A 23,804-nucleotide genomic window follows, 5' to 3' on the forward strand; every position below is an offset into this window, starting at 1 on the left:
GAGCACGAGGAGACCAGGATGATTCGCGAGACATACAACGGCCGTCAGCTCAAAGCCATCAAGGGCAAGTCCTACGGCAAGACGCGGATCTTCGTGAACGGCACCGACCTCGGCGAATGGCTCGGCACCCAGGCCGAGCAGATCGAGTGGGCCAAGCGCACCATCGACGACGTCGACTCCCGCCCCTTCGAGGGCCGCTGGACCGAGTGCTGGTACGAGCCCGGCACCTACGAGCTCAACGAGCACGGCCACGTCGTCGCCCCCGGCGGCACATGCTCCTGCAGCTACTGCATCAGCCGCCGCGAGCCCACCAAGACCGAGACCCCCAAGAAGGCATTCGCGAAGTGCTGGGTCTGCAACCAGCCCGCCACCCACGTCTTCACTCGCGCAGGCTCCAACACCCTGCACGCCTGCGACAGCTGCACCCGCATCGACCGCGCCGAGGCCGAGTCGCGCGGCTGGATCATCACCAAGAAGGGCACTGAGATGACCAAGAACGAGACCGTGGCCACCTTCAACATCGAGGGTCGCGACTACGAGGTGATTCGCATCGGCCGCGACCCGAAGACCAGGAGCTGGAACGTCTTCGGCGTCTTCCCCAAGTACACCGCCGCCGAGTTGGCCCTCCCGGACCCCAAGCGCCCGTACCTCCACATCGTGTACGCGGCGCCCGCCGAGGACGGAAACGGATGGATGGTCCACGACGAGATGAACCGCGTCGAACTCGGCCCGGCCGCCAACTACGAGGACATGGCGCGCATCTCCGCCAAGGACCCGCACCGCCCCCTCGTCTGACCCGCCCCGGGCCCCGTCATCAGGCGGGGCCTCACCTCTGGAAGGAATCTCCGATGGACGATTGCGAAGACTGCGGACGCGCCCTCTGCCTCAACTGCGGCACGCACTACTGCTGCGAGCCCTGCCCCTGCGGGCGCTCCCACACCTGCGACTGCGCGTGCGCCGAGTACTTGGATGGCCTCGCATCCGCAGCCGGGGCAACTGCCGCAGTGATCAGCCCCTCCGAGGCGGAGGCGGCGGCGACTCTCGCCCGTGAATGCACCGATCTTGCGGGAATCGTCCTCTGGTGCGCCGACCGAGTACGGTCCGTGGACGACAGTGAGTCGGTGCGGGACGCGGCGGACTACCTGCACGATCTTTCCACCCGGGCGCAAGTCGACACGACTTCTGTCACGGACCGGGCCGCCGTCATTCGCTGGTGCGCCCAGCAGATCCACTCCATGGGTGGCGACTACGCCGTGGAGAGGGCCGCTGAGTATCTGGACGACCTCGCAACAGAAGCCGAAGGAAACAAGGGCGAACAGCGGCACTGCGGCTATGCGAAGCGGCACCCCTCGCACACTTTCCTGCGCCTGGAAGTCCTCTTTCAGTGCCCCGGCGAGCACGGAACGGAGGGCACGTGAGGCTCTCGAAGCCCCGCCAGCGTGCGGGGCTTCGTCACGCGGCCGTCGTCATCTCCTCGCGCACGGCCTGCACCCACTCATCCCGCAGCCGCTCGTACCGCTCCCGCGTCGGCCCCCACAACCACGTCCCCGTCTCCTCCATCAGCGCACGGATCTCCGCGTTCACCTGCTCAGCAGACCGCACACGGGACTGCGACGGGGGAGTGGTGGGCATGGCGATCAGTCTAGGAGCCCGGTTTGACAGCGGCTACGGATTCTCCGTGGCTGGGGTGTACGGGTGGCCGCAGGACATGCAGCGCGGTCGCCCGGCGTACCCGGTGATCACCCCCTCAGGGGTCATACATACGGCCCCGTTAGGCGCAGTGTTGTCGCCGTCGAGAACGAACCACGTCTCGCCGCACGTGCAGGTTGCTCCGGCGTAGGCGGGCTGGGCAGCCTCGGACCCACGCTCATCAAGGTTGATCGCGTTCACGCAACCAGAGTCGACTACAGGGAGTGCCACTCCCAAGGGGAAACTGTGAACGCGTTTCCCGGCAACTACGCCTCCGGCGGCTGCCCCACGTAGGTGCCGCGTCCCTGCACCTTCCACACGACCTGCTCCTCAACGAGGACGTCAAGCGCGCGCCGCACTGTCGACCGGGCGATCCCGTACTCCTGCACCAGCCGCGTCTCGGACGCGATCGGTCGACCCTCCGCCCAGTCACCGCGCGCGATCCGCGCCTTCAGGATCTCAGCGAGCTGCCGGTACGGGGTGACGGGACCCTCGTGGTCAATCTCGGCATCAGGATCAACGGCCATGATCCCGACGCTAGGCAGCCCCCTACAGACCAGCATCTCGGGCTACGTATCGATACGTCGCGAGACAGAGCGATACAAGTAGGGCTAGCCTGCAGATGCAGGACCCCCGCGACCGCGGACACGGCCCGGGGGCATGGCCGACGAGCGGAGCGTCGACGTGGACGAGCGTAGAGACAGCCGACCCGACAGCGAAAGCAGGCCGCTCATAGCCGCAGCCGCCAGCGAACTCGCCCCGCCGCAGAAGGCCTGGAGCGCCTACGTGCAGCACGCCACCCGCTGCCACACCTGCCGCAGCCGCGACGGACGATGCAGCGAGTCCGAGCAGCTGTACAAGGCGTGGCAGGCGAAGGCCGACGACGCTTACCGGCAAGTGGCCGACGGCCAGAGCGCGCGGCCCGCGCGCTGATTGTGGTCATAGAGGTCCGTGCGAAGCGCTTTCCCTGGGGGGTGGTCGGCGGTTCACTGCCCAGGGGAGTCGTCGCGCGGAGGAAGGAGGTCTGCCGGATGTACATCCAGGGCTCGGGCGATCAGCAGCAGGTCCGCATACCGCGGGTCCGTGACGGCTCTCTCGTACCGCTGGACGGTGCGCCGCTCCACCCCCATCAGGTCGGCTAACTGGTCCTGTGAGAGGCCCAGGTCGCGGCGGCGGGCTGCGATGCGGGTTCCGAGGGTGACCTGTTCCTGGCGGATCCAGTCGGGGCGGGGGTGTCGGCGGGCTGGCACTCGACAAACCAACGGGCCGAGTCGATCATGTGTCAGTACCTAAACTGTCGCTTCTGGCTCACGTTCCGCTCTCTCAGCCCTGCGGCGAGCTGGCATATGCCGCAGGGCTCGATGTAGTGTCCAGGAATCGAACGTACGTTCACCTGATCGGATGAACAGTGTTTGCGCTGGGTGTTCAGATCAAGCCAGAGGGAATTCGGGCGATGCCCCCCCACGCACCCAGTCGACCGAGACTCAGGAGACCGAACATGAAGCGACAGCAGATCCTCGACCTCTACGAGTGGAGTCCAGGGGTCTGCTTCCGCCATCCCAGCAGGGGTGAGGTGCCCACAGCACACGTCAAGACGATCCGGCCCCCGGCCGGCGGCATCCAGGACGTCAGGGCCTGCACGGAGTGCGTACTGCAAATGGAAGAGGACCGGAAGGCCGCGGCGGAACGTACAGGGGCCAGCTACAAGCCCGGCCGGCTGGGGCTCGAATAACGCCTGCTGGGAGCCGGGGCGGGGCGGGGTTCCCGGGGAGCGTCTGGGGAGTCCGGGGGGTGGGGGAGTCGTCGGGGAGCGTCAGGTTACTCGGTTGCTCCCTCCAATGTTCGACTAAGTCAGCCAATACATTGCTGGTCAGAGGCCTGACGGGGGCGCGGATCCTCGAACGCGCACTTCGAGTGGCCAGCACGTGGCTGAACAACACGATCTGCCTGGACACCGGTGCCGTCTTCGGAGGCAAGCTCACCGCGCTGCGCTGGCCGGAGCGCGAGCTGGTCGACGTACCGGCCGAGCGGGTCTGGTACGAGCCGACGAAGCCGCTGCGCACCGAGGCACCCGGCGGACACGAGGGACGGCCGCTCGACCTCGCGGACGTGCACGGCCGGCGGATCGTCGAGACCCGGCACCAGGGCCGCGTCTCGATCCGTGAGGAGAACGCGGCGGCGGCCCTGGAGGTCATGAGCCGCTTCGCGGTGGACCCGCGTCTGCTGCCGTACCTCCCGCCGACCATGGCACCGACGGCCACCTCGCACCTCGACGGCTACCTGGAACACCCGGCGGAGGCGTTCGCCCAGTACCGGCAGGACGGGGTCGCCCGAGTCGTGTGCGAGGAGAAGCACATGGGCTCGCGGGCCGTGGCCCTGGTGTGCCGGGACGCGGAGGCGGCCAGCAGGCGGTTCGGCGTCGACGGGCCGACCGGGTCCCTCTACACCCGCACCGGCCGTCCGTTCTTCGACGACCCGTCCGTCACCGAGGAGATCCTCGGCCGGGTGCGGGCGGCGACGGACGAGGCCGGACTGTGGGACGACCTCGACACGGACTGGCTGCTGCTCGACGCCGAGCTGATGCCCTGGTCGCTGAAGGCCTCCGGCCTGCTGCGCTCGCAGTACGCCGCCGTGGGCGCCGCCTCCGGCGCGGTCTTCCCGGGCGCGCTGGCCGCCCTGGAGGGCGCGGCGGCGCGGGGCGTCGAGGTCGGGGACCTGCTCGCGCGCCAGCGGGAACGGGCCGCCGACGCCACCGCCTTCACGGCCGCCTACCGCCGCTACTGCTGGACCACGGACGGCCTGGACGGCGTCCGCCTGGCCCCGTTCCAGGTCCTGGCTGTCCAGGGCCGCAGTCTCGCCGCCCTCCCGCACGACGAGCAGCTCGCCCTGCTCGACCGGCTCGTCGAGCACGACGGCAGCGGACTGCTCCAGACCACCCGCCGGCTGTACGTCGACACCGGCGACCCGGACTCGGTGCGGTCGGGCATCGACTGGTGGCTGGAGATGACCGGCCGCGGCGGCGAGGGCATGGTCGTCAAACCGGTCGGCGCGCTGGTGCGCGGCCCCCAGGGACGCCTGGTGCAGCCCGGCATCAAGTGCCGGGGCCGCGAGTACCTGCGCATCATCTACGGTCCGGAGTACACCCGCCCGGAGAACCTGGCCCGGCTGCGCACGCGTTTCCTCAACCACAAGCGCTCCCTGGCGATCCGCGAGTACGCGCTCGGCCTGGAGGCCCTGGACCGCCTCGCCGAGGGCGAACCGCTGTGGCGGGTCCACGAGGCGGTGTTCGGGGTGCTGGCCCTGGAATCGGAGCCGGTGGACCCGCGGCTGTGACCCGCGGGTCTTGAGGGCCAACGGCCATGAGGAGGCCGGTCCGGTGTGAGAGCGCCTGGCGCTGAGGAGGGCGGCCGTCCGCCGACCGCCCTCCTCACCCGCGGCCCCGCCCCGCAGGCCGCCCCGCGCCACCGACCCGCCCAGCCCGGCCCCGCTGGCCCCGCCGGTCCAGCTCCACGCCCCGGCCCGCCCGCCGGCCCTGCCCAGCCCCGCCCCACGCCACCGGCCCCGCCCCGCCCCGGCCCTGTCCGTCCGGCCGCCGGCCCGGCTCGGCGGTGGGCCTGCGGTCCGCCCGGCGGATCCGCTCCGGAGAGGGGTGAACACGCGCGCGGACGGTCAGGATGGAGGCATGACCTACCACGTCGACTCCGAGGCCGGGCGGCTGCGCCGCGTCATCCTGCACCGGCCCGACCTCGAGCTCAAAAGGCTCACCCCCAGCAACAAGGACGCGCTGCTCTTCGACGACGTGCTGTGGGTGCGCCGGGCGCGCGCCGAGCACGACGGGTTCGCCGACGTGCTGCGTGACAGAGGGGTCACCGTCCACCTCTTCGGCGACCTGCTCACCGAGGTGCTCGGCATCCCGGAGGCGAGATCCCTGATCCTGGACCGGGTCTTCCACGAGAAGGCGTACGGTCCGCTGGCCACCGACCACCTGCGGGCCGCCTTCGAGGCGCTGCCCGCCCGGGAACTGGCCGAGGCGCTGGTCGGCGGGATGACCAAGCGGGAGTTCCTGGAGGCGCACCCCGAGCCGATCTCCGTGCGCTTCCACGTCATGGAGCTCGACGACTTCCTCCTGGCCCCGCTGCCGAACCACCTCTTCACCCGGGACACCTCCGCCTGGATCTACGACGGCGTCTCCGTCAACGCCATGCGCTGGCCCGCCCGGCAGCGCGAGACCGTGCACTTCGAGGCGATCTACCGGTACCACCCGCTGTTCCGGGACGAGACGTTCCACGTCTGGTCCGAGGGGCTGGCCGACTATCCGTCCACCATCGAGGGCGGGGACGTCCTCGTCCTCGGCAACGGCGCCGTCCTCATCGGCATGAGCGAGCGCACCACGCCCCAGGCCGTGGAGATGCTCGCGCACAAGCTGTTCGCGGCCGGTTCCGCCGAGTCGATCGTGGCCCTGGACATGCCCAAGGGACGCGCCTTCATGCACCTGGACACGGTCATGACGATGATCGACGGCGACACGTTCACCCAGTACGCGGGCCTGGGCATGCTCCGCTCCTACACCATCGAGCCGGGCGTCGACGGCAAGGAGCTGAAGGTCACCGACCATCCGCCGGAGCACATGCACCGCGCGATCGCCGCCGCGCTCGGGCTGAGTGAGATCCGGGTGCTGACCGCCACCCAGGACGTGCACGCCGCCGAACGGGAGCAGTGGGACGACGGCTGCAACGTGCTCGCCGTCGAGCCGGGCGTCGTCGTCGCCTACGAGCGGAACTCCACCACCAACACGCATCTGCGGAAACAGGGCATCGAGGTGATCGAGATACCGGGCAGCGAGCTGGGGCGGGGCAGGGGCGGGCCGCGGTGCATGAGCTGTCCCGTGGAGCGAGACTCCGTATAGGCATGCGAATTTTCGTATAGAATTCCAGCCAGTCCGTGTCCCGCCGCCCCTGGAGCGCCCCATGGCGACAGTTCCGACCGCCCTCGCAGGCCGCCACTTCCTCAAGGAGGTGGACTTCACCCCGGAGGAGTTCCGCGGTCTGGTCGAGCTGGCCGCCGAGCTGAAGGCCGCGAAGAAGGCCGGGACCGAGACGCCGTACCTGCGTGGGAAGAACATCGCGCTGATCTTCGAGAAGACCTCGACGCGGACCCGCTGCGCGTTCGAGGTCGCCGCCGCCGACCAGGGCGCCGCCACCACGTACCTGGACCCGTCGGGCTCGCAGATGGGCCACAAGGAGTCCGTGAAGGACACCGCGCGGGTGCTGGGCCGGATGTACGACGCCATCGAGTACCGCGGGGACAGCCAGGCCAAGGTGGAGGAGCTCGCGGCGTACGCGGGCGTGCCCGTCTACAACGGCCTCACCGACGACTGGCACCCCACCCAGATGCTCGCCGACGTGCTCACCATGACCGAGCACTGTGCCAAGCCGCTGACCGAGACCGCCTTCGCCTACCTCGGCGACGCCCGCTTCAACATGGGCAACTCCTACCTGGTCACCGCGGCCCTGCTCGGCATGGACGTACGGATCGTCGCGCCGAAGAGCTACTGGCCCGCCCAGGAGGTCGTCGACCGGGCCCGTGAACTCGCCGAGTCGAGCGGGGCCCGGATCGCCCTGGCCGAGTCGCTGGAGGACGGCGTGCGGGGGGTCGACTTCGTCGCCACCGACGTCTGGGTCTCCATGGGCGAGCCGAAGGAGGTCTGGGACGAGCGGATCGCGGCCCTCGCCCCGTACGCCGTGACCATGGACGTGCTGCGCGCCACCGGAAACCCGGACGTGAAGTTCCTGCACTGCCTGCCCGCCTTCCACGACCTAGGTACCAAGGTCGGCCGGGAGATCCACGAGGCGCACGGTCTGGAGTACCTGGAGGTGTCGGACGAGGTCTTCGAGTCGGCGCATTCCGTCGTCTTCGACGAGGCGGAGAACCGCCTGCACACCATCAAGGCCGTCCTGGTGGCGACGCTCGCCTGACGCGGGAGCAGGGGGCCGGCCGGGTCGGGTGTCGCGGGTCCCGGCCGGCGCGGGGTCACCCGGAATGACGCCGCTGACGCGGTACGACAGGCAGCCGGAACCAGACCGCCTTGCCCGACTCGGTGGGCCGGTGCCCGCACGACGAGCTCAGGGCGCGGATCAGCAGCAGTCCCCGCCCGTGCTCCTGCCAGGGGTCGGGCGCGCACAGGCCCGGCCGGGTCAGGTCGCCGGGCGGCTCCGGGTCGGGGTCGTGCACCTCGACCTGGCAGCCGGTCGGCAACAGCTCCACCACCAGCTCTATCGGCGCGCTGCCGGAGGTGTGCTCCACGGCGTTGGCCACCAGTTCCGCCGTGAGCAGCTCCGCGGTGTCGCTGTCGGTGGCGTGCTCCAGGTCGGCGAGCGCCGTGCGCACCAGGGCGCGGGCCACGGGCACGGCCGCGACGGAGTGCGGCAGCGCGATGCGCCACGAGGCGGGAGCTGAGGGGCGTTCGTGCAAGGCGGGTCCGTTCATGGAGCAGGCTGTCCTGCTTTCAACCTCAGGAATGGTACGGGGCCGCCCGACGGAGGCGTCCGACGGGCACCGTCCGGGACCGTCGGCCCCGGCACCGGGCGGCTTACCCCGGCCAACGTTCCGCCTCGCACGACAGCTCCCCTCGTTACGGGTGTGTCGACGAGCCGTGACGGATGTGACGGGCCCGGGTCGGTTCCGTGGGCCTACCCGGGGTTACATCCAGGTCGTACCCGGACGGGCTATAGCGCACTCATGACGACAGTCAAAGAAGGGTGATAACTTCGTGAGGAAGAGCGCCGTGAGGCAGTGCCCGCCTACGAGGAGGCCGCCCGTCATGAGTCCCTTCACCGGCTCCGCCGCCCGCACCGCCCACTGGGAGCATCTGCGCGTCGACCTCACCGACGGCGTCGCCACCGTCACCCTCGCCCGCCCCGACAGGCTCAACGCCCTCACCTTCGGCGCCTACGCCGACCTGCGCGACCTGCTCGCCGAGCTGTCCCGGGAGCGGGCCGTACGGGCCCTGGTGCTGGCGGGGGAGGGGCGCGGTTTCTGCTCCGGCGGCGACGTCGACGAGATCATCGGCGCGACCCTGTCCCTGGACACCGCCGAGCTCCTCGACTTCAACCGGATGACCGGGCAGGTCGTACGGGCCGTACGGGAGTGCCCGTTCCCGGTGATCGCAGCGGTGCACGGCGTGGCGGCGGGCGCCGGAGCGGTCCTCGCGCTGGCGGCGGACTTCCGGGTCGCCGACCCGACCGCCCGCTTCGCCTTCCTGTTCACCAGGGTCGGCCTCTCCGGCGGCGACATGGGCGCCGCCTACCTGCTGCCCCGGGTCGTCGGCCTCGGCCACGCCACCCGCCTGCTGATGCTGGGCGAGCCGGTGCGCGCGCCCGAGGCCGAGCGGATCGGCCTGATCAGCGAGCTGACGGAGGAGGGCCGCGCGGACGAGGCCGCACAGCGGCTGGCCCGCCGCCTCGCCGACGGCCCGGCGCTGGCCCACGCCCAGACGAAGGCGCTCCTGACGGCCGAGCTGGACATGCCCCTGGCGGCCTCGGTAGAGCTGGACGCCGCCACTCAGGCCCTCCTCATGAACAGCGAGGACTACGCCGAGTTCCACGCGGCCTTCACGGAGAAGCGTCCTCCCAAATGGAGCGGACGGTGAGCATGCCGACCCCAGGGGCGCGGGGCCGTGCCCTGCGCGTGGCGATCACCGGCGGTGGCCCCGGCGGCCTCTACGCCGCCGCCCTCCTCAAACGCCTCGACCCCGACCGCGAGATCACCGTCTGGGAACGCAACGCCCCCGACGACACCTTCGGATTCGGCGTCGTCCTCTCCGACGAGACCCTCGGCGGCATCGAGCACGCCGACCCGGCGGTCTACGCGGCCCTCCAGCGCCACTTCGTCCGCTGGGACGACATCGACATCGTCCACCGGGGCACCCGGCACACCTCCGGAGGGCACGGCTTCGCGGCCCTGGGCCGCAAACGGCTGCTGGAGATCCTGCACGAGCGGTGCCGCGAGCTCGGCGTCGACCTGCGCTTCCGCGCCGAAGCACCGCCCCCGGACCGGCTCGCGGAGACGTACGACCTCGTCATCGGCGCCGACGGCGTGCACAGCACCACCCGCGAGACCTACGCCGACGTCTTCCGCCCCCACATCACCAGCCACCGCTGCCGCTACATCTGGCTGGCCGCCGACTTCGCCCTCGACGCCTTCCGCTTCGAGATCGCCGAGACCGAGCACGGCGTGATGCAGCTGCACGGGTATCCGTACGCGGGCGACGCCTCCACCGTCATCGTCGAGATGCGCGAGGAGGTGTGGCGCGCGGCCGGGTTCGACGCACTCGACGTGCAGGAGTCGATCGAACACTGCGCCAAGATCTTCGCCGACGCGCTCGGCGGCCGGCCGCTGAAGTCCAACCGCTCCACCTGGACCACCTTCCGCACGGTCGTCAGCGAACGCTGGTCGCACGGCACCGTCGTCCTGCTCGGCGACGCCGCCCACACCGCCCACTTCTCCATCGGCTCCGGCACCAAGCTCGCCGTCGAGGACGCGCTCGCGCTGGTGGCCTGTCTGGAGGAACACCCCGATGTGCCGACGGCACTGCACGCCTACGAGCAGGAGCGCAAACCCGTCGTCGCCTCCACCCAGCGCGCGGCCCGCGCGAGCCTGGAGTGGTTCGAGAACCTCGCCCTCCACCTCCACCAGCCGCCCCGCCAGTTCGCCTTCAACCTGCTCACCCGCAGCCGCCGTGTCACCCACGACAACCTGCGGCTGCGCGACGCCCGCTTCACCGAGGCCGTGGAACGCGAGTTCGGCTGCCCGCCCGGCACGCCCCCGATGTTCACCCCGTTCCGGCTGCGCGGCCTGACCCTGCGCAACCGGGTCGTCGTCTCACCCATGGACATGTACTCGGCCGTCGACGGCGTCCCCGGCGACTTCCACCTCGTCCACCTCGGAGCGCGGGCGCTGGGCGGTGCCGGGCTGGTGATGACCGAGATGGTGTGCGTCAGCGAGCAGGGCCGCATCACGCCCGGCTGCGCCGGGCTGTACACCGGGAAGCAGGCCGAGGCCTGGCGGCGGATCACCGCGTTCGTGCACCGGCAGGCCCCCGGCACCGCGATCGGCGTACAACTCGGCCACAGCGGGCGCAAGGGCTCGACCAAGCTGATGTGGGAAGGCATGGACGAGCCCCTGGACGAGGGCAACTGGCCGCTCGTCGCCGCCTCCGCCCTCCCCTACAAGCCGTACTCCCAGACCCCGCGCGAGCTGTCCCGCGCCCAGCTCACCGACATCAGGGAGCAGTTCACGGCCGCCGCCTGGCGTGCCGCCCGGGTCGGCTTCGACCTGCTCGAACTGCACTGCGCGCACGGCTACCTGCTCTCCGGGTTCCTCTCCCCGCTGACCAACCGCCGCACCGACAACTACGGCGGCTCACTGGAGAAACGGCTCCGCTTCCCGCTGGAGGTCTTCGACGCCGTACGGGCCGTGTGGCCGGAGGAGCGGCCCATGACGGTGCGGATCTCGGCCACCGACTGGGCCGAGGGCGGCACCACGGCCGACGAGGCCGTGGCGATCGCCCGGGCCTTCGCCGCTCACGGCGCCGACGCCATCGACGTGTCGACCGGGCAGGTCGTCGCCGAGGAGCGGCCGGAGTTCGGACGCTCGTACCAGACGCCGTACGCCGACCGCATCCGGCACGAGGTGGGCGTCCCGGTGATCGCTGTCGGCGCCATCTCCTCCTGGGACGACGTCAACTCGCTCGTCCTGGCGGGCCGCACGGACCTGTGCGCCCTGGCCCGCCCGCACCTCTACGACCCGCACTGGACGCTGCACGCGGCGGCCGAACAGGGCTACGAGGGGCCCGGCGTCGTCTGGCCCGCCCCGTACCGGGCGGGCAGCCGCCGCCCGCAGACAGGACGCACGGACGCGCCCAAGCCCCGCCTGAGCCTGGGCCGGTGACCGCGCCGAGGAGGGCTCACACACCCGCGAAACGCGCCCCCGCGTCCCGCAGCCGCTCGTGCAGACCCCGGAACACCGCCGCCGAGCGGACCCCCGGCCAGTCCTTTGGGAGCAGTCGCGCCGGCAGCCCGGGATCGGCGTAGGGGAGGTGACGCCAGGAGTCCAGCGCGAGGAGGTAGTCGCGGTAGGCGTCCTCCGGCGGGGTGTCCGTGCGCTGCTCCCACTCCCGCAGCACGCGCGCGTGCCGGTCCAGGAACGCCTCGTGCTGCTTGGCGATCGTGGCCAGGTCCCACCAGCGGGCCACCGCCTCGGCGGTCGGCGCGAACCCCAGGTGCTCCCCGCGGAAGAGGTCGACGTACGTGTCGAGCCGCAGCCGCCGCAGGGTGTGCCGGGTCTCCTCGTACAGCCGCGCCGGGGCGATCCACACACCCGGCGCCGCGGTGCCGAAGCCGAGACCGGCCAGACGGGAGCGCAGCACGTGCCGCTTCTGCCGCTCGGACTCCGGCACGGAGAACACGGCCAGCACCCAGCCCTCGTCCCGCGGCGGGTCGGTGGCGTAGATGCGCCGGTCGCCGTCGTCGAGCAACTGGCGGGCGTCCGGCGACAGTTCGTACCCGGCCGCGCCCTGAGCGGTACGGGCCGGCACGAGCAGTCCGCGTCTTTTGAGCCGGGACACCGAGGAGCGCACGGACGGGGCGTCCACGCCGACCGCGGCCAGCAGCCGGATCAGCTCGGCGACGGGCACCGGGCCCGGCATGAAGCGACCGTACGCGCCGTAGAGCGTGACGATGAGAGACCGTGGTGCATGCTGGTCGGACACGTTGATCATCTTAGGTCGTGCGGGTCGCCGCCGTTCCCCATCGGGTCCGGTATTACCGCTGGTCACCTTCGGTGCGCAGCCGGAAGCGCTGGAGTTTGCCGGTCGCCGTGCGCGGCAGCGCGTCCATGAAGACGATCTCGCGCGGGCACTTGTACGGCGCCAGCTCGGACTTGACGAAGCCGCGCAGCGCCTCGGCGTCCCGCCCGACACCCTCCCTGACGACGACGAACCCCACCACGACCTGCCCCCGCGCCTCGTCCGGACGGCCCACGACCGCCGCCTCCACCACATCCGGGTGCCGCAGCAGCGCGTCCTCGACCTCCGGTCCGGCGACGTTGTACCCGGCCGAGATGATCATGTCGTCGGCACGGGCCACGTACCGGAAGTAGCCGTCGGGCTCCCGGACGTAGGTGTCCCCGGTGATGTTCCAGCCGCCGCGCACGTACTCCCCCTGCCGCGGGTCGGCGAGATAGCGGCAGCCGACCGGCCCGCGCACCGCGAGCAGCCCGGGCTCCCCGTCGGGCACGGGGTCGCCGTTCTCGTCCTGCACCCGCGCGTGCCAGCCCGGTACGGGAACGCCCGTCGTCCCGGGCCGGATCCGCTCGTCGGCGGCGGAGATGAAGATGTGCAGCAGCTCGGTGGCGCCGATGCCGTTGATGATGCGCAGGCCGGTGCGTTCGTGCCAGGCCCGCCAGATGGCCGCGGGCAGGTTCTCGCCCGCCGACACGCAGCGGCGCAGCGAGGACACGTCGTGCGCGTCCAGGTCGTCCAGCATCGCGCGGTACGCCGTCGGAGCGGTGAACAGCACGGAGACGCGGTGTTCGGCGACGGCGGGCAGCAGCTGCCTGGGCGTGGCCTGTTCGAGCAGGAGCGCGCTGGCGCCCGCCCGCAGCGGGAAGACCACCAGGCCGCCGAGGCCGAAGGTGAAGCCGAGCGGCGGACTGCCCGCGAAGACGTCGTCCGCGCATGGCCGCAGAACGTGCCGGGAGAACGTGTCGGCGATCGCCAGCACGTCCCGGTGGAAGTGCATGCAGCCCTTGGGGCGGCCGGTGGTGCCCGAGGTGAAGGCGATCAGGGCGACGTCGTCGGCCGCCGTGGCCACGGCCGGGAACGGTGTGCCGGGCGCCGGACGGTTGAGCAGGTCGTCGGGGGCGTCACCGCCGTACGTCGTGATCCGCAGCCCCGGGATCTCGGCCTTGGCGAGGTCGTCCACGGCCCGGATGTCGCACAGGGCGTGCTCGACGCGCGCGATCTCGCACATCGTGCGCAGCTCGTGCGGACGTTGCTGCGCGAGCACGGTGACGGCGACCGCCCCCGCCTTCAGCACCGCCAGCCAGCAGGCCGCCAGCCACGGCGTGGTGGGGCCCCGCAGCAGTACCCGGTTGCCGGGGACGACGCCGAGGTCCCCGGTGAGGAGATGGGCGAGGCGGTCCACGCGGGCGCGCAGGTCGCCGTACGTCCAGGTCCCGCCCGAGGGGGTGCGGAAGGCCGGGCGGTCGCCGGGCGGTCCGTGGAGCAGTTCGGCCGCGCAGTTCAGCCGTTCGGGGTAGCGCAGCTCCGGCAGGTCGAAACGGAGCTCGGGCCACTCGCCGGGCGGCGGGAGATGATCGCGGGCGAAGGTGTCGACGTGGGCCGTGCCCCGGGGATTCATGACGATTCGCCCCCTTGTCGTGGTGGGCTCGCATCTGGAGCGTATCGTGTTGGTGACGACAGTCAACGGTGCGCGATATCGTCGGAGGAATCACTCCGGAGGGAGTTCGGCTGTGTCCGCATTCTCGCTCGAACCGGCACAACTCGCCTGGTGTGCCCAGCTGCGTACCCTGGCCGCCGAGCACTTGCGGCCCCTCGCGGAGAAGGGCGAACCCGGCCGGGTGAACCGCCCGTTGATAGCCGAACTGGGCCGGCAGGGGCTGCTCGGGCGCCTGTTCACCTCGGGCGCGCTGGAGCTGTGCCTGATGCGGGAGTCCCTGGCGTACGCCTGCACGGAGGCGGAGACGGCACTGGCCCTCCAGGGCCTGGGCGCCCACCCGGTGCACGCATACGGCACCGCCGACCAACGCGACCGGTGGCTCCCCCGGGTGAGCGACGGCAGCGCGGTCGCCGCCTTCGCGCTCAGCGAGCCGGGAGCGGGGTCCGACGCGGCGGCGCTGTCGCTGGCCGCCGACCCGGACGGCCCCTCGGCCTGGCGGCTCACCGGCGTGAAGTGCTGGATCTCCAACGCCCCCGAGGCCGACTTCTACACCGTCTTCGCCCGCACCACCCCGGGCGCCGGCGCCCGCGGCGTGACCGCCTTCCTGGTCCCCGCCGACCGCCCCGGCCTGACCGGCACCGGCCTCGACATGCTCTCCCCGCACCCCGTCGGGACACTGGACTTCGACGCCGTACCGGTGACGGCGGACGACGTGCTCGGCGAGACGGACCGCGGCTTCCGGGTCGCCATGGGCACCCTCAACCTGTTCCGGCCCAGCGTCGGCGCCTTCGCGGTCGGCATGGCCCGGGCGGCCCTCGACGCGACCCTCGCCCACACCGCGCGACGCGACGCCTTCGGCGGCAAGCTGAGGGACCTGCAGACCGTGTCGCATCAGGTCGCCGAGATGGCCCTGCGCACGGAGGCGGCCCGCCTGATGGTGTACGCGGCGGCGACGGCGTACGACGAGGGAGCCCCGGACGTCCCGAAACGGTCCGCGATGGCCAAACTGCTCGCCACCGAGACCGCGCAGTACGTCGTCGACACGGCCGTCCAGCTGCACGGCGCCCGTGCGCTGCGCCGCGGCCACCTCCTCGAACACCTCTACCGCGAGGTCCGCGCACCCCGCGTCTACGAGGGCGCCAGCGAGATCCAGCGCGGCATCATCGCCGAGGAGTTGTACGCCGACCAGGAAGCCCGGACCGCCGTGGAGGCCGCCCCGTGACCGCCGAGCGCGTCAACCCGCCGGGCCTCTCCCCGCCGGCCGGCTTCTCGCACGCCGTCGTCGCCACCGGCTCCCGCCTGGTCTTCCTCGCCGGCCAGACCGCGCTCGACACCGACGGCAAGGTGGTCGGCGATACGCTCCCCGCACAGTTCGAACGTGCCCTGACCAACCTCCTGACCGCGCTGCGCGCCGCGGGCGGCACCCCCGCCGACCTGGCCCGCGTCACCGTGTACGCCACCGATGTCGCCGCCTACCGCACCCACGCCCGGGAACTGGGCGCCGTCTGGCGGAAGTTGGCGGGCCGGGACTATCCGGCCATGGCGGTCGTCGAGGTCGTCCGCCTGTGGGACGAACAGGCCCTGGTGGAGCTCGACGGATTCGCCGTCCTGCCCTAGCGCCAGAACCTGCTGGGCCTGCCGGACGTCCGACCGGCCGGAGCGGCTCGCCGCCGTGCCGGGAGAGGCCGTCGCGGGCACGTGAGGCGGCGGTCCGGTCAGGCGGCGACCGTGAGGCGGCGGACGTCCGCCCGGTGCGGTGCGACGACACGGCCGTCGGGCAGCAGCTCACCGGTGTCGTCGAAGACGATCGTGCCGTCGCACAGCAGGTTCCAGCCCTGCTCGGGGTGGGCGGCGGCGACGTGCGGAGCGGGGGAGTCGGTCCGGGAGCACGAAGGCTGGTGGGCACACATGGCGCACCTCCACGTCGGTAGGGCCATCCGGCGGCCGTACGGCTCGTCGCCTACGGCTCGTACATAGACGGTGCTCCCACCGCGCACGCATCGGAACGGCCCGCCGCGAAGTGTGACCGTTCCCGGACGATCCCCGGACGGTTCCACGACGGTCGGCCCGGACCGGCCGGCGCGCGGCCGACGCCCGGATGACCAGGCCGACGGGCGCTTGTCAGTGCCGGGTGCCACGCTGAGGTCACACAGGATCTGCGAAAGGGAATCGCCGTGATCACCACTGACTTCGCTCCCGGCTCCCCCTGTTGGCTCGACCTGGGCGCCCCCGACGTCCCTGCCGCCGCGGACTTCTACGGGGCGGTGCTCGGCTGGGACTACGAGTCCATGGGGGAGGGGGAGGACATGGAAGGCGGGATGTTCCGGAAGGACGGCAAGGTCGTCGCCGGGCTCGGCAGGCTCACCGAGGAGGGTGCGCGCTCCGCCTGGATGATCTACTACAGCGTCACCGACGTGGACGCCACGACCCAGGCGGTGGAACGCGCGGGCGGCACCGTCCGGGTGGCCCCGATGGACCTCGGCGAGTGGGGCCGGATGGCGCAGTTCAGCGACCCGCTGGGGGGCCAGTTCGCCGCCTGGCAGCCGGGGACGAACAAGGGAGCGGAGCTGGTGGACGAGGCGGGCTCGCTGTCCTGGACCGAGCTGTACACCAGCGACGCGGCGGCCGCGAAGGAGTTCTACGGCGAGGTCTTCGGCTGGCAGTTCAGCGACATGGAGCTGCCGGGCGGCGGTGGCACGTACTCCCTGATCACGCCCGCCGAGCTGCCCGAGGAGCGGATGCACGGCGGTGTGATGGAGCTCCGCAAGGAGGACCTCGCCCTGACGAACGGACGGCCGTACTGGCACCCGGTCTTCGCCGTCCCCGACTGCGACGACGCGGTCGCCAAGGTCACCGGGAACGGCGGCAGTGTGCAGATGGGGCCCGAGGACGCGGAGGGGGTCGGCCGGCTGGCCGTCTGCCTCGACCCGTCGAACGCGGACTTCGTGGTCCTCACCCCGGCCGAGCGTTGAGCCGGCCGGCCGCCCCCCGACGGACCCGTCAGCACTTGACCTGTGACCTGCGGGTGAGCGCGGGCCCCGCGCGTCCCGGCGGTGCCGCCGCACCCCTTTCAGCCATCGGCCCGTGTGCGCGTGCGGGCCGGCAGGGGTACGGCGGCTGGTGCTGCGATGGCCGTCGCTCGGACGTCCCGGAACCTCTCGCTCAGATGTCCCGGAACGTCTCGATCTGGGCGCCGATCGAGTTGAGCCGTTCCGCCAGGTCCTCGTAACCGCGGTTGATGACGTACACGTTGCGCAGCACGGACGTGCCCTCGGCCGCCATCATCGCCAGCAGGACGACCACGGCGGGCCGCAGCGCCGGCGGGCACATCATCTCCGCGGCGCGCCAGCGGGTCGGGCCCTCGACCAGCACCCGGTGAGGATCGAGGAGTTGCAGACGGCCACCCAGCCGGTTCAGGTCGGTCAGGTAGATCGCGCGGTTGTCGTAGACCCAGTCGTGGATGAGGGTCTTGCCCTGGGCCACGGCCGCGATCGCCGCGAAGAACGGCACGTTGTCGATGTTCAGGCCGGGGAACGGCATCGGGTGGATCTTGTCGATCGGCGCCTCCAGCTTGGAGGGCCGGACGGTGAGGTCCACCAGACGGGTGCGGCCGTTGTCGGCGAAGTACTCGGGCGAGCGGTCGTGGTCGAGGCCCATCTCCTCGAGCACGGCCAGCTCGATCTCCAGGAACTCGATCGGCACCCGACGCACCGTCAGCTCCGACTCGGTGACGACGGCCGCAGCGACCAGGCTCATCGCCTCGACCGGGTCCTCGGAGGGGGAGTAGTCGACGTCGACGTCGATGGTCGGCACGCCGTGCACGGTGAGCGTGGTGGTGCCGATGCCGTCGACCTTCACGCCCAGGGCCTCCAGGAAGAAGCACAGGTCCTGGACCATGTAGTTGGAGGAGGCGTTGCGGATGACGGTGACGCCGTCGTGCCGGGCGGCGGCCAGCAGCGCGTTCTCGGTCACCGTGTCCCCGCGTTCGGTCAGCACGATCGGGCGGTCGGGGCGCACGGCGGGGTCGACGACCGCGTGGTAATGCCCCTCCGTCGCCGCGATGTCCAGTCCGAACCGCCGCAGCGCGATCATGTGCGGCTCGACGGTGCGGGTGCCGAGGTCGCAGCCGCCGGCGTACGGCAGCTTGAAGCGGCCCATGCGGTGCAGCAGCGGGCCGAGGAACATGATGATGGAGCGGGTGCGGCGGGCCGCGTCGGCGTCGATCGCCGCCATGTCCAGCTCGGCCGGGGGCACGATCTCCAGGTCGACGCCGTCGTTGATCCAACGGGTACGGACACCGATGGAGTTGAGGACCTCCAGGAGGCGGTAGACCTCCTCGATGCGGGCGACCCGGCGCAGCACCGTGCGCCCGCTGTTGAGCAGCGAGGCGCACAGCAGGGCCACGCACGCGTTCTTGCTCGTCTTGACGTCGATGGCGCCGGACAGGCGGCGGCCGCCGACCACCCGCAGATGCATCGGTCCCGCGTAGCCCAGAGAGACGATTTCGCTGTCGAGGGCCTCCCCGATGCGGGCGATCATCTCAAGGCTGATGTTCTGGTTGCCGCGCTCGATGCGGTTGACGGCACTCTGGCTGGTTCCGAGCGCCTCGGCCAACTGCGACTGCGTCCAGCCCCTGTGCTGCCGGGCGTCACGGATGAGCCTGCCGATGCGTACGAGGTAGTCGTCTGCCATGAGGTTGAGGTTATCTCAGATATGAGATGGCGCCCGCCGGGGGGTCCATTCGGGTGACGCGCCGTCAAGGGCGCCTGGTGGTACGGGTGCGCCGCCACCCGAAAGGTCCGGGCAAATCCATCGATGTCGTACGACGTCCGGTGCTGCTGCGGGTGTAGCGCGGCCCGTTCTTGCCGCCGCCGGTGGTGATGGACCAGGAGCGTTTGTTGATGTTCAGGCGCACGCCCGGGAGGATCCGGAAACTCTTGCGGAACGTGAGCGGCATTCCTGCCTCCTTCCGTGGTTCGCCGGGTTGTCCCCGACTCAGTGCGATTACCCCGAGTCGGCGGACTGATGGCGAAACGGCGCCGACTCCGCCGCGGGGGGCGTGGGGTGCGACACGTAACCCGGGCATGACCATTCGGCCGCGGTGTACTAGAGTTATCTCGACATCGAGATATCTGCCGAGGCGCACCGCAGTCGCACGCCGTCGTCGGATCTGACGGTAAGGTTTACCTAACTTAGCCTTACCTTAGCGGATCGGCCGAGATGCCGTGGCGGCAGGATCGTGGTGGTACGCGCACATCAATGAAGGAGACTGTCGTGTCGGCGAACAGCTTCGACGCCCGCAGCACGCTGCAGGTGGGCGACGAGTCGTACGAGATCTTCCGGCTGGACAAGGTGGAGGGCTCGGCCCGCCTGCCGTACAGCCTCAAGGTCCTGCTGGAGAACCTGCTCCGCACCGAGGACGGCGCGAACATCACCGCCGACCACATCCGCGCGCTCGGCACCTGGGACTCGCAGGCCCAGCCGTCGCAGGAGATCCAGTTCACGCCGGCCCGCGTGATCATGCAGGACTTCACCGGTGTTCCCTGTGTCGTGGACCTCGCGACCATGCGTGAGGCCGTGAAGGAGCTGGGCGGCGACCCCGCCAAGATCAACCCGCTGGCGCCGGCCGAGCTGGTCATCGACCACTCCGTCATCGCCGACAAGTTCGGCACGAACGACGCCTTCAAGCAGAACGTCGACCTGGAGTACGGCCGCAACAAGGAGCGCTACCAGTTCCTGCGCTGGGGTCAGACCGCCTTCGACGAGTTCAAGGTCGTCCCGCCCGGCACCGGCATCGTCCACCAGGTGAACATCGAGCACCTGGCCCGCGTCGTCATGGTCCGGGACGGCAAGGCGTACCCCGACACCCTGGTCGGCACCGACTCGCACACCACGATGGTCAACGGTCTCGGCGTCCTCGGCTGGGGCGTCGGCGGCATCGAGGCCGAGGCCGCGATGCTCGGCCAGCCGGTCTCCATGCTCATTCCGCGCGTCGTCGGCTTCAAGCTCACCGGCGAGCTGCCCACCGGCACCACCGCCACCGACCTGGTGCTCACCATCACCGAGATGCTGCGCAAGCACGGTGTCGTCGGCAAGTTCGTCGAGTTCTACGGCGAGGGCGTGGCGGCCACCAGCCTCGCCAACCGCGCCACCATCGGCAACATGTCGCCCGAGTTCGGCTCCACCGCCGCGATCTTCCCGATCGACGACGAGACCATCAACTACATGCGGCTCACCGGCCGCAGCGAGCAGCAGCTCGCGCTGGTCGAGGCCTACGCCAAGGAGCAGGGCCTCTGGCTGGACCCGAAGGCCGAGCCGGACTTCTCCGAGAAGCTGGAGCTCGACCTGTCGACGGTCGTGCCCTCCATCGCCGGCCCGAAGCGCCCGCAGGACCGTATCGTCCTGGCCGAGGCCGCCCAGCAGTTCGCGAAGGACGTCCTCAACTACGTCGAGGCGCCCATGGCGCAGCAGCCGGCCGCCGCGGCCTCCCCGGTCGACGAGGCGAGCGACGAGTCCTTCCCGGCCTCCGACGCCCCCGCCTACGGCAGCCAGGAGAACGGCGCCGGCGCGCCGCAGCACGCCGACGGCACCGGCGCCGCCGTGCCGTCGAACCCGGTCACCGTCACCGCCCCCGACGGCTCGACGTACGAGATCGACCACGGTGCCGTGACGGTCGCCGCCATCACCTCCTGCACCAACACCTCCAACCCGTACGTCATGGTCGCCGCCGCACTGGTGGCCAAGAAGGCGGTCGAGAAGGGTCTGACCCGCAAGCCGTGGGTCAAGACCACCCTCGCCCCGGGTTCGAAGGTCGTCACCGACTACTTCGACAAGGCGGGCCTGACCCCGTACCTCGACAAGGTCGGCTTCAACCTCGTCGGCTACGGCTGCACCACCTGCATCGGCAACTCCGGCCCGCTGCCGGAGGAGGTCTCCAAGGCCGTCAACGACCACGACCTTGCCGTCACCTCGGTCCTCTCCGGCAACCGGAACTTCGAGGGCCGTATCAACCCCGACGTCAAGATGAACTACCTTGCGTCCCCGCCGCTGGTCGTCGCGTACGCCATCGCCGGTTCGATGAAGGTGGACATCACCCGGGACGCCCTGGGCACCGACCAGGACGGCAACCCGGTCTTCCTGAAGGACATCTGGCCGTCCGAGGCCGAGGTCAACGACGTCGTCGCCAACGCCATCGGCGAGGACATGTTCTCCAAGTCGTACTCCGACGTCTTCGCCGGTGACGCCCAGTGGCAGGCGCTGCCGATCCCGACCGGCAACACCTTCGAGTGGGACCCGCAGTCGACCTACGTCCGCAAGCCCCCGTACTTCGAGGGCATGACGATGGAGACCACGCCGGTCTCCGACATCACCGGCGCCCGCGTGCTGGCCAAGCTGGGCGACTCGGTCACCACCGACCACATCTCCCCGGCCGGCGCCATCAAGGCCGACACCCCGGCGGGCAAGTACCTCACGGAGCACGGCGTGGAGCGCCGCGACTTCAACAGCTACGGCTCCCGCCGCGGCAACCACGAGGTGATGATCCGCGGTACGTTCGCCAACATCCGCCTGCGCAACCAGATCGCGCCGGGCACCGAGGGCGGCTACACCCGCGACTTCACGCAGGAGGGCGGCCCGGTCTCCTTCATCTACGACGCCTCGCAGAACTACCAGGCCGCCGGCATCCCGCTGGTCGTCCTGGCCGGCAAGGAGTACGGCTCCGGCTCGTCCCGCGACTGGGCCGCCAAGGGGACCGCGCTCCTCGGCGTCAAGGCCGTCATCGCCGAGTCGTACGAGCGCATCCACCGCTCGAACCTCATCGGCATGGGCGTCCTGCCGCTGCAGTTCCCGGAGGGCCAGTCCGCCGAGTCCCTCGGTCTGACCGGTGAGGAGAGCTTCTCCATCACGGGCGTGACGGAGCTCAACGAGGGCCGCACCCCGCGCACGGTGAAGGTCACTACCGACACCGGCGTCGAGTTCGACGCGGTCGTCCGCATCGACACCCCCGGTGAGGCCGACTACTACCGCAACGGCGGCATCATGCAGTACGTGCTGCGCAGCCTGATCCGCAAGTAGTCACACCGCCGACACGGCCGTCCAGGGCCGCACCCCCGCACGCCGGGGGTGCGGCCCTCGCCGTGCCGCCGCCTCCCCACCGCCTTGCCGTCACGTTCGTCGCCGTCCACGGCGGCGGTGTCGGCGTCACTCCGCCCGGTACTTCGCCGCCGCCGCGTGGGCGATGTCCTGGGACTTCTCCAGAGCCTGGTCCACCGACTGCTGCCCGGCGATGGCCGCGCTGATCTGCTGGGAGACCGCCGTGCCGATCACGGCGAACTCCGGGATGCCGACGAAGCTGATGCCCGTGTAGGGGCGCGGGCCGACCCCCGGGTTCTTCGGATCGGCGGAGTTCGTCACCGCCGTGTGCTCCTGCCGGTACCACGCGGCGGCCGCCTTCTGGTACTCGGGGTTGGCGTAGAGCGACTTACGGCTCCCGGCCGGCGCCGCGGTCCAGCCGAGTTCCCGGCCGGCCGTCTCCTGGTACTCCTTGGAGGAGGCCCAGGAGATGAACTCCCAGGCGGCGTCCTTCTTCTCGCAGGCCTTCTGGATGCCCCACGCCCAGGTCCACAGCCAGCCGGCCTTCTCGGTCCGGTCGTACGGCGCCGGTACGTAGCCGACCTTGCCCTTGACCGCCGAGCCGTCGGCCTCGACCGACGACGCCAGGACGGTGGCGTCGTACCACATGGCGCACTTGCCCGCCACGAAGGTGTCGAGGACCTCAAGGAAGCCCATCCGGTGCGCGTTCGGCTGACCGTGACTGCGCAGCAGATCGACATAGAACCGCACGGCCCTCTTGAACTCGGGCGAGGTGAGCCGGGCGTTCCACTCCGTGTCGTACCAGGCGCCGCCGAAGGTGTTGACGACCGTGTTGAGCGGAGCGAGGTTCTGGCCCCAGCCGGGCAGGCCGCGCAGGCAGATGCCGTGCGCGCCCTCCGTGCCGTCGATCTTGGCCGCCAGCTCGGCGGTCTCCTGCCAGGTGGGGTTGGGCGGCATCGTCAGCCCGGCCTTGCGGAAGAGGTCCTTGCGGTAGGCCAGGAACGAGCCCTCGCCGTAGAAGGGCTCGGCGTACAGCTTGCCGTCGGACCCGGTCAGCGAGGCGGTGAGGTTGGGGAAGATGTCGTGCTGGTGGAAGTCCTCGTCCGCCTTCACATAGGAGTCCAGCGGGGCGAGCCAGCCGTTCTCCGAGTAGATCGGCACCTCGTACGCGCTCACGCTCGCCACGTCGTAGTGCCCTGCCTGGGTCGCGAACTCACGGTTCGTCCTGTCCCGGACCTCGTTCTCCGGGAGCAGCGTGTAGTTGACCTTGATACCGGTCTCCGCGGTGAAGTGCCTCTTGGTGAGCTTCTTCAGGTTCTGCATCGGCGGATTGTTCACGGTGAGCACGTTGATGCTCTGCGACCCGGCGCCGGAGGGCGCCTCGGCGCCGGCGCAGCCGGGGAGCACGAGGCCGGTGACGACCACGGCCGTCACGGCCACCCGGACGAGGCTGCTGCGCTTCATGGCGTTCCGATGGACACGGGGCGAAGTCCCTTCGCCGGACACGGGCGTGTATCCGACTTTACGACTTCTTGCCCATATGGGGTCATATGTCCAGCTCGGGGG

General features: G+C 70.8%; 22 protein-coding genes and 1 pseudogene. 13 read left to right on the forward strand and 10 right to left on the reverse strand.

Features of this window, described 5'->3' with window-relative positions:
• The first annotated feature begins 18 nt into the window (after positions 1–18).
• Positions 19–795 (forward strand): hypothetical protein, encoded by a 777-nt coding sequence (locus tag ACFPZJ_RS13425; protein ID WP_381020906.1) that lies wholly within the window; start codon positions 19–21, stop codon positions 793–795.
• Positions 796–1,103: 308 nt separating this feature from the next.
• Positions 1,104–1,418 carry a hypothetical protein gene (locus tag ACFPZJ_RS13430; protein ID WP_381020908.1) on the forward strand — a complete coding sequence of 105 codons (315 nt, stop codon included), beginning with the start codon at positions 1,104–1,106 and terminating at the stop codon, positions 1,416–1,418.
• Positions 1,419–1,452: 34 nt separating this feature from the next.
• On the opposite strand, the gene ACFPZJ_RS13435 is transcribed toward ACFPZJ_RS13430, so the two are convergent.
• Together ACFPZJ_RS13435 and ACFPZJ_RS13440 are read right to left on the reverse strand one after the other, a co-directional pair.
• Positions 1,453–1,632: a hypothetical protein gene (locus ACFPZJ_RS13435; protein ID WP_381020909.1), complete on the reverse strand. Its 180-nt coding sequence runs from the start codon at positions 1,630–1,632 to the stop codon at positions 1,453–1,455.
• A gap of 323 nt (positions 1,633–1,955) precedes the next feature.
• The gene (locus ACFPZJ_RS13440; RefSeq protein WP_381020911.1) at positions 1,956–2,216 is read right to left on the reverse strand and encodes a GntR family transcriptional regulator; all 261 of its coding nucleotides are present in this window, start codon (positions 2,214–2,216) and stop codon (positions 1,956–1,958) included.
• A 157-nt stretch (positions 2,217–2,373) separates the two neighbouring features.
• On the opposite strand from ACFPZJ_RS13440, the gene ACFPZJ_RS13445 reads away from it, so the two are divergent.
• Positions 2,374–2,622: a hypothetical protein gene (locus tag ACFPZJ_RS13445; protein WP_381020913.1), complete on the forward strand. Its 249-nt coding sequence runs from the start codon at positions 2,374–2,376 to the stop codon at positions 2,620–2,622.
• A 53-nt stretch (positions 2,623–2,675) separates the two neighbouring features.
• Here the strand turns inward: ACFPZJ_RS13445 and ACFPZJ_RS13450 are convergent, their stop codons facing one another.
• The gene (locus ACFPZJ_RS13450) at positions 2,676–2,939 is read right to left on the reverse strand and encodes a helix-turn-helix domain-containing protein (RefSeq protein WP_381020915.1); all 264 of its coding nucleotides are present in this window, start codon (positions 2,937–2,939) and stop codon (positions 2,676–2,678) included.
• A gap of 248 nt (positions 2,940–3,187) precedes the next feature.
• Here ACFPZJ_RS13450 and ACFPZJ_RS13455 point away from each other — a divergent pair, with 248 nt between their 5' ends.
• From ACFPZJ_RS13455 to argF, 4 genes and pseudogenes are all read left to right on the forward strand, one after another.
• Complete coding sequence (locus ACFPZJ_RS13455) at positions 3,188–3,421, forward strand: hypothetical protein (RefSeq protein WP_381020916.1); 234 nt, start codon at positions 3,188–3,190, stop codon at positions 3,419–3,421.
• A gap of 188 nt (positions 3,422–3,609) precedes the next feature.
• Positions 3,610–5,022 (forward strand): annotated as a pseudogene (locus tag ACFPZJ_RS13460) (polynucleotide kinase-phosphatase); the annotation flags it as partial.
• A gap of 349 nt (positions 5,023–5,371) precedes the next feature.
• Complete coding sequence (locus tag ACFPZJ_RS13465; protein ID WP_381020918.1) at positions 5,372–6,595, forward strand: arginine deiminase; 1,224 nt, start codon at positions 5,372–5,374, stop codon at positions 6,593–6,595.
• Between the two features lie 61 nt (positions 6,596–6,656).
• The gene (argF, locus tag ACFPZJ_RS13470) at positions 6,657–7,664 is read left to right on the forward strand and encodes an ornithine carbamoyltransferase (RefSeq protein ID WP_381020920.1); all 1,008 of its coding nucleotides are present in this window, start codon (positions 6,657–6,659) and stop codon (positions 7,662–7,664) included.
• Between the two features lie 55 nt (positions 7,665–7,719).
• On the opposite strand, the gene ACFPZJ_RS13475 is transcribed toward argF, so the two are convergent.
• The gene (locus ACFPZJ_RS13475; RefSeq protein ID WP_381020922.1) at positions 7,720–8,175 is read right to left on the reverse strand and encodes an ATP-binding protein; all 456 of its coding nucleotides are present in this window, start codon (positions 8,173–8,175) and stop codon (positions 7,720–7,722) included.
• Positions 8,176–8,509: 334 nt separating this feature from the next.
• Between ACFPZJ_RS13475 and ACFPZJ_RS13480 the strand changes: the two genes are divergently transcribed.
• Both ACFPZJ_RS13480 and ACFPZJ_RS13485 read left to right on the forward strand, forming a co-directional pair.
• On the forward strand, positions 8,510–9,337 hold the full coding sequence (locus ACFPZJ_RS13480) for an enoyl-CoA hydratase family protein (RefSeq protein ID WP_381020923.1): 828 nt from the start codon (positions 8,510–8,512) through the stop codon (positions 9,335–9,337).
• A 2-nt stretch (positions 9,338–9,339) separates the two neighbouring features.
• On the forward strand, positions 9,340–11,637 hold the full coding sequence (locus tag ACFPZJ_RS13485) for a bifunctional salicylyl-CoA 5-hydroxylase/oxidoreductase (protein WP_381021307.1): 2,298 nt from the start codon (positions 9,340–9,342) through the stop codon (positions 11,635–11,637).
• Positions 11,638–11,653: 16 nt separating this feature from the next.
• Here ACFPZJ_RS13485 and ACFPZJ_RS13490 read toward each other — a convergent pair whose 3' ends face one another.
• Both ACFPZJ_RS13490 and ACFPZJ_RS13495 read right to left on the reverse strand, forming a co-directional pair.
• Positions 11,654–12,466, reverse strand: a complete 813-nt coding sequence (locus ACFPZJ_RS13490) for a PaaX family transcriptional regulator (RefSeq protein WP_381020924.1) — start codon at positions 12,464–12,466, stop codon at positions 11,654–11,656.
• 43 nt (positions 12,467–12,509) lie between these two features.
• Positions 12,510–14,108, reverse strand: coding sequence for an AMP-binding protein (locus tag ACFPZJ_RS13495; RefSeq protein ID WP_381020925.1), 1,599 nt, complete (start codon positions 14,106–14,108; stop codon positions 12,510–12,512).
• A gap of 112 nt (positions 14,109–14,220) precedes the next feature.
• Between ACFPZJ_RS13495 and ACFPZJ_RS13500 the strand changes: the two genes are divergently transcribed.
• The gene (locus ACFPZJ_RS13500; protein ID WP_381020927.1) at positions 14,221–15,369 is read left to right on the forward strand and encodes an acyl-CoA dehydrogenase family protein; all 1,149 of its coding nucleotides are present in this window, start codon (positions 14,221–14,223) and stop codon (positions 15,367–15,369) included.
• A complete protein-coding gene (locus ACFPZJ_RS13505; protein WP_381020929.1) occupies positions 15,366–15,764 on the forward strand; it encodes a RidA family protein in 399 nt (132 codons plus the stop codon). Before ACFPZJ_RS13500 ends, ACFPZJ_RS13505 begins: the two co-directional genes overlap by 4 nt.
• A gap of 98 nt (positions 15,765–15,862) precedes the next feature.
• Here ACFPZJ_RS13505 and ACFPZJ_RS13510 read toward each other — a convergent pair whose 3' ends face one another.
• Positions 15,863–16,057 (reverse strand): DUF5999 family protein, encoded by a 195-nt coding sequence (locus ACFPZJ_RS13510; protein ID WP_381020930.1) that lies wholly within the window; start codon positions 16,055–16,057, stop codon positions 15,863–15,865.
• Positions 16,058–16,321: 264 nt separating this feature from the next.
• Between ACFPZJ_RS13510 and ACFPZJ_RS13515 the strand changes: the two genes are divergently transcribed.
• Positions 16,322–17,119, forward strand: a complete 798-nt coding sequence (locus tag ACFPZJ_RS13515) for a VOC family protein (protein ID WP_381020931.1) — start codon at positions 16,322–16,324, stop codon at positions 17,117–17,119.
• A gap of 190 nt (positions 17,120–17,309) precedes the next feature.
• Here the strand turns inward: ACFPZJ_RS13515 and ACFPZJ_RS13520 are convergent, their stop codons facing one another.
• Complete coding sequence (locus ACFPZJ_RS13520; RefSeq protein WP_381020933.1) at positions 17,310–18,839, reverse strand: helix-turn-helix domain-containing protein; 1,530 nt, start codon at positions 18,837–18,839, stop codon at positions 17,310–17,312.
• A 64-nt stretch (positions 18,840–18,903) separates the two neighbouring features.
• Entirely contained in the window at positions 18,904–19,104 is a 201-nt protein-coding gene (locus tag ACFPZJ_RS13525; RefSeq protein WP_359188469.1) for a DUF4236 domain-containing protein, read from the reverse strand.
• Positions 19,105–19,421: 317 nt separating this feature from the next.
• Here ACFPZJ_RS13525 and ACFPZJ_RS13530 point away from each other — a divergent pair, with 317 nt between their 5' ends.
• Positions 19,422–22,220: an aconitate hydratase gene (locus ACFPZJ_RS13530; protein ID WP_381020934.1), complete on the forward strand. Its 2,799-nt coding sequence runs from the start codon at positions 19,422–19,424 to the stop codon at positions 22,218–22,220.
• A gap of 126 nt (positions 22,221–22,346) precedes the next feature.
• On the opposite strand, the gene ACFPZJ_RS13535 is transcribed toward ACFPZJ_RS13530, so the two are convergent.
• Entirely contained in the window at positions 22,347–23,702 is a 1,356-nt protein-coding gene (locus ACFPZJ_RS13535) for an ABC transporter substrate-binding protein (RefSeq protein WP_381020936.1), read from the reverse strand.
• Between the last annotated feature and the right edge of the window lie 102 nt (positions 23,703–23,804).

The sequence above is a fragment of the Streptomyces bullii genome (assembly GCF_042657145.1).
Taxonomy (GTDB): Bacteria; Actinomycetota; Actinomycetes; order Streptomycetales; family Streptomycetaceae; genus Streptomyces; species Streptomyces bullii.

What these genes read in the sequence shown, in the direction of transcription:
- ACFPZJ_RS13425 (WP_381020906.1), top strand. Translation starts at nt 19, where the DNA reads ATGATTCGCGAGACATACAACGGCCGTCAGCTCAAAGCCATCAAGGGC.
- ACFPZJ_RS13435 (WP_381020909.1), bottom strand. Translation starts at nt 1,632, where the DNA reads ATGCCCACCACTCCCCCGTCGCAGTCCCGTGTGCGGTCTGCTGAGCAG.
- ACFPZJ_RS13440 (WP_381020911.1), bottom strand. Translation starts at nt 2,216, where the DNA reads ATGGCCGTTGATCCTGATGCCGAGATTGACCACGAGGGTCCCGTCACC.
- ACFPZJ_RS13455 (WP_381020916.1), top strand. Translation starts at nt 3,188, where the DNA reads ATGAAGCGACAGCAGATCCTCGACCTCTACGAGTGGAGTCCAGGGGTC.
- ACFPZJ_RS13465 (WP_381020918.1), top strand. Translation starts at nt 5,372, where the DNA reads ATGACCTACCACGTCGACTCCGAGGCCGGGCGGCTGCGCCGCGTCATC.
- argF (WP_381020920.1), top strand. Translation starts at nt 6,657, where the DNA reads ATGGCGACAGTTCCGACCGCCCTCGCAGGCCGCCACTTCCTCAAGGAG.
- ACFPZJ_RS13475 (WP_381020922.1), bottom strand. Translation starts at nt 8,175, where the DNA reads ATGAACGGACCCGCCTTGCACGAACGCCCCTCAGCTCCCGCCTCGTGG.
- ACFPZJ_RS13480 (WP_381020923.1), top strand. Translation starts at nt 8,510, where the DNA reads ATGAGTCCCTTCACCGGCTCCGCCGCCCGCACCGCCCACTGGGAGCAT.
- ACFPZJ_RS13485 (WP_381021307.1), top strand. Translation starts at nt 9,340, where the DNA reads ATGCCGACCCCAGGGGCGCGGGGCCGTGCCCTGCGCGTGGCGATCACC.
- ACFPZJ_RS13490 (WP_381020924.1), bottom strand. Translation starts at nt 12,466, where the DNA reads ATGATCAACGTGTCCGACCAGCATGCACCACGGTCTCTCATCGTCACG.
- ACFPZJ_RS13495 (WP_381020925.1), bottom strand. Translation starts at nt 14,108, where the DNA reads ATGAATCCCCGGGGCACGGCCCACGTCGACACCTTCGCCCGCGATCAT.
- ACFPZJ_RS13510 (WP_381020930.1), bottom strand. Translation starts at nt 16,057, where the DNA reads ATGTGTGCCCACCAGCCTTCGTGCTCCCGGACCGACTCCCCCGCTCCG.
- ACFPZJ_RS13520 (WP_381020933.1), bottom strand. Translation starts at nt 18,839, where the DNA reads ATGGCAGACGACTACCTCGTACGCATCGGCAGGCTCATCCGTGACGCC.
- ACFPZJ_RS13525 (WP_359188469.1), bottom strand. Translation starts at nt 19,104, where the DNA reads ATGCCGCTCACGTTCCGCAAGAGTTTCCGGATCCTCCCGGGCGTGCGC.
- ACFPZJ_RS13535 (WP_381020936.1), bottom strand. Translation starts at nt 23,702, where the DNA reads ATGAAGCGCAGCAGCCTCGTCCGGGTGGCCGTGACGGCCGTGGTCGTC.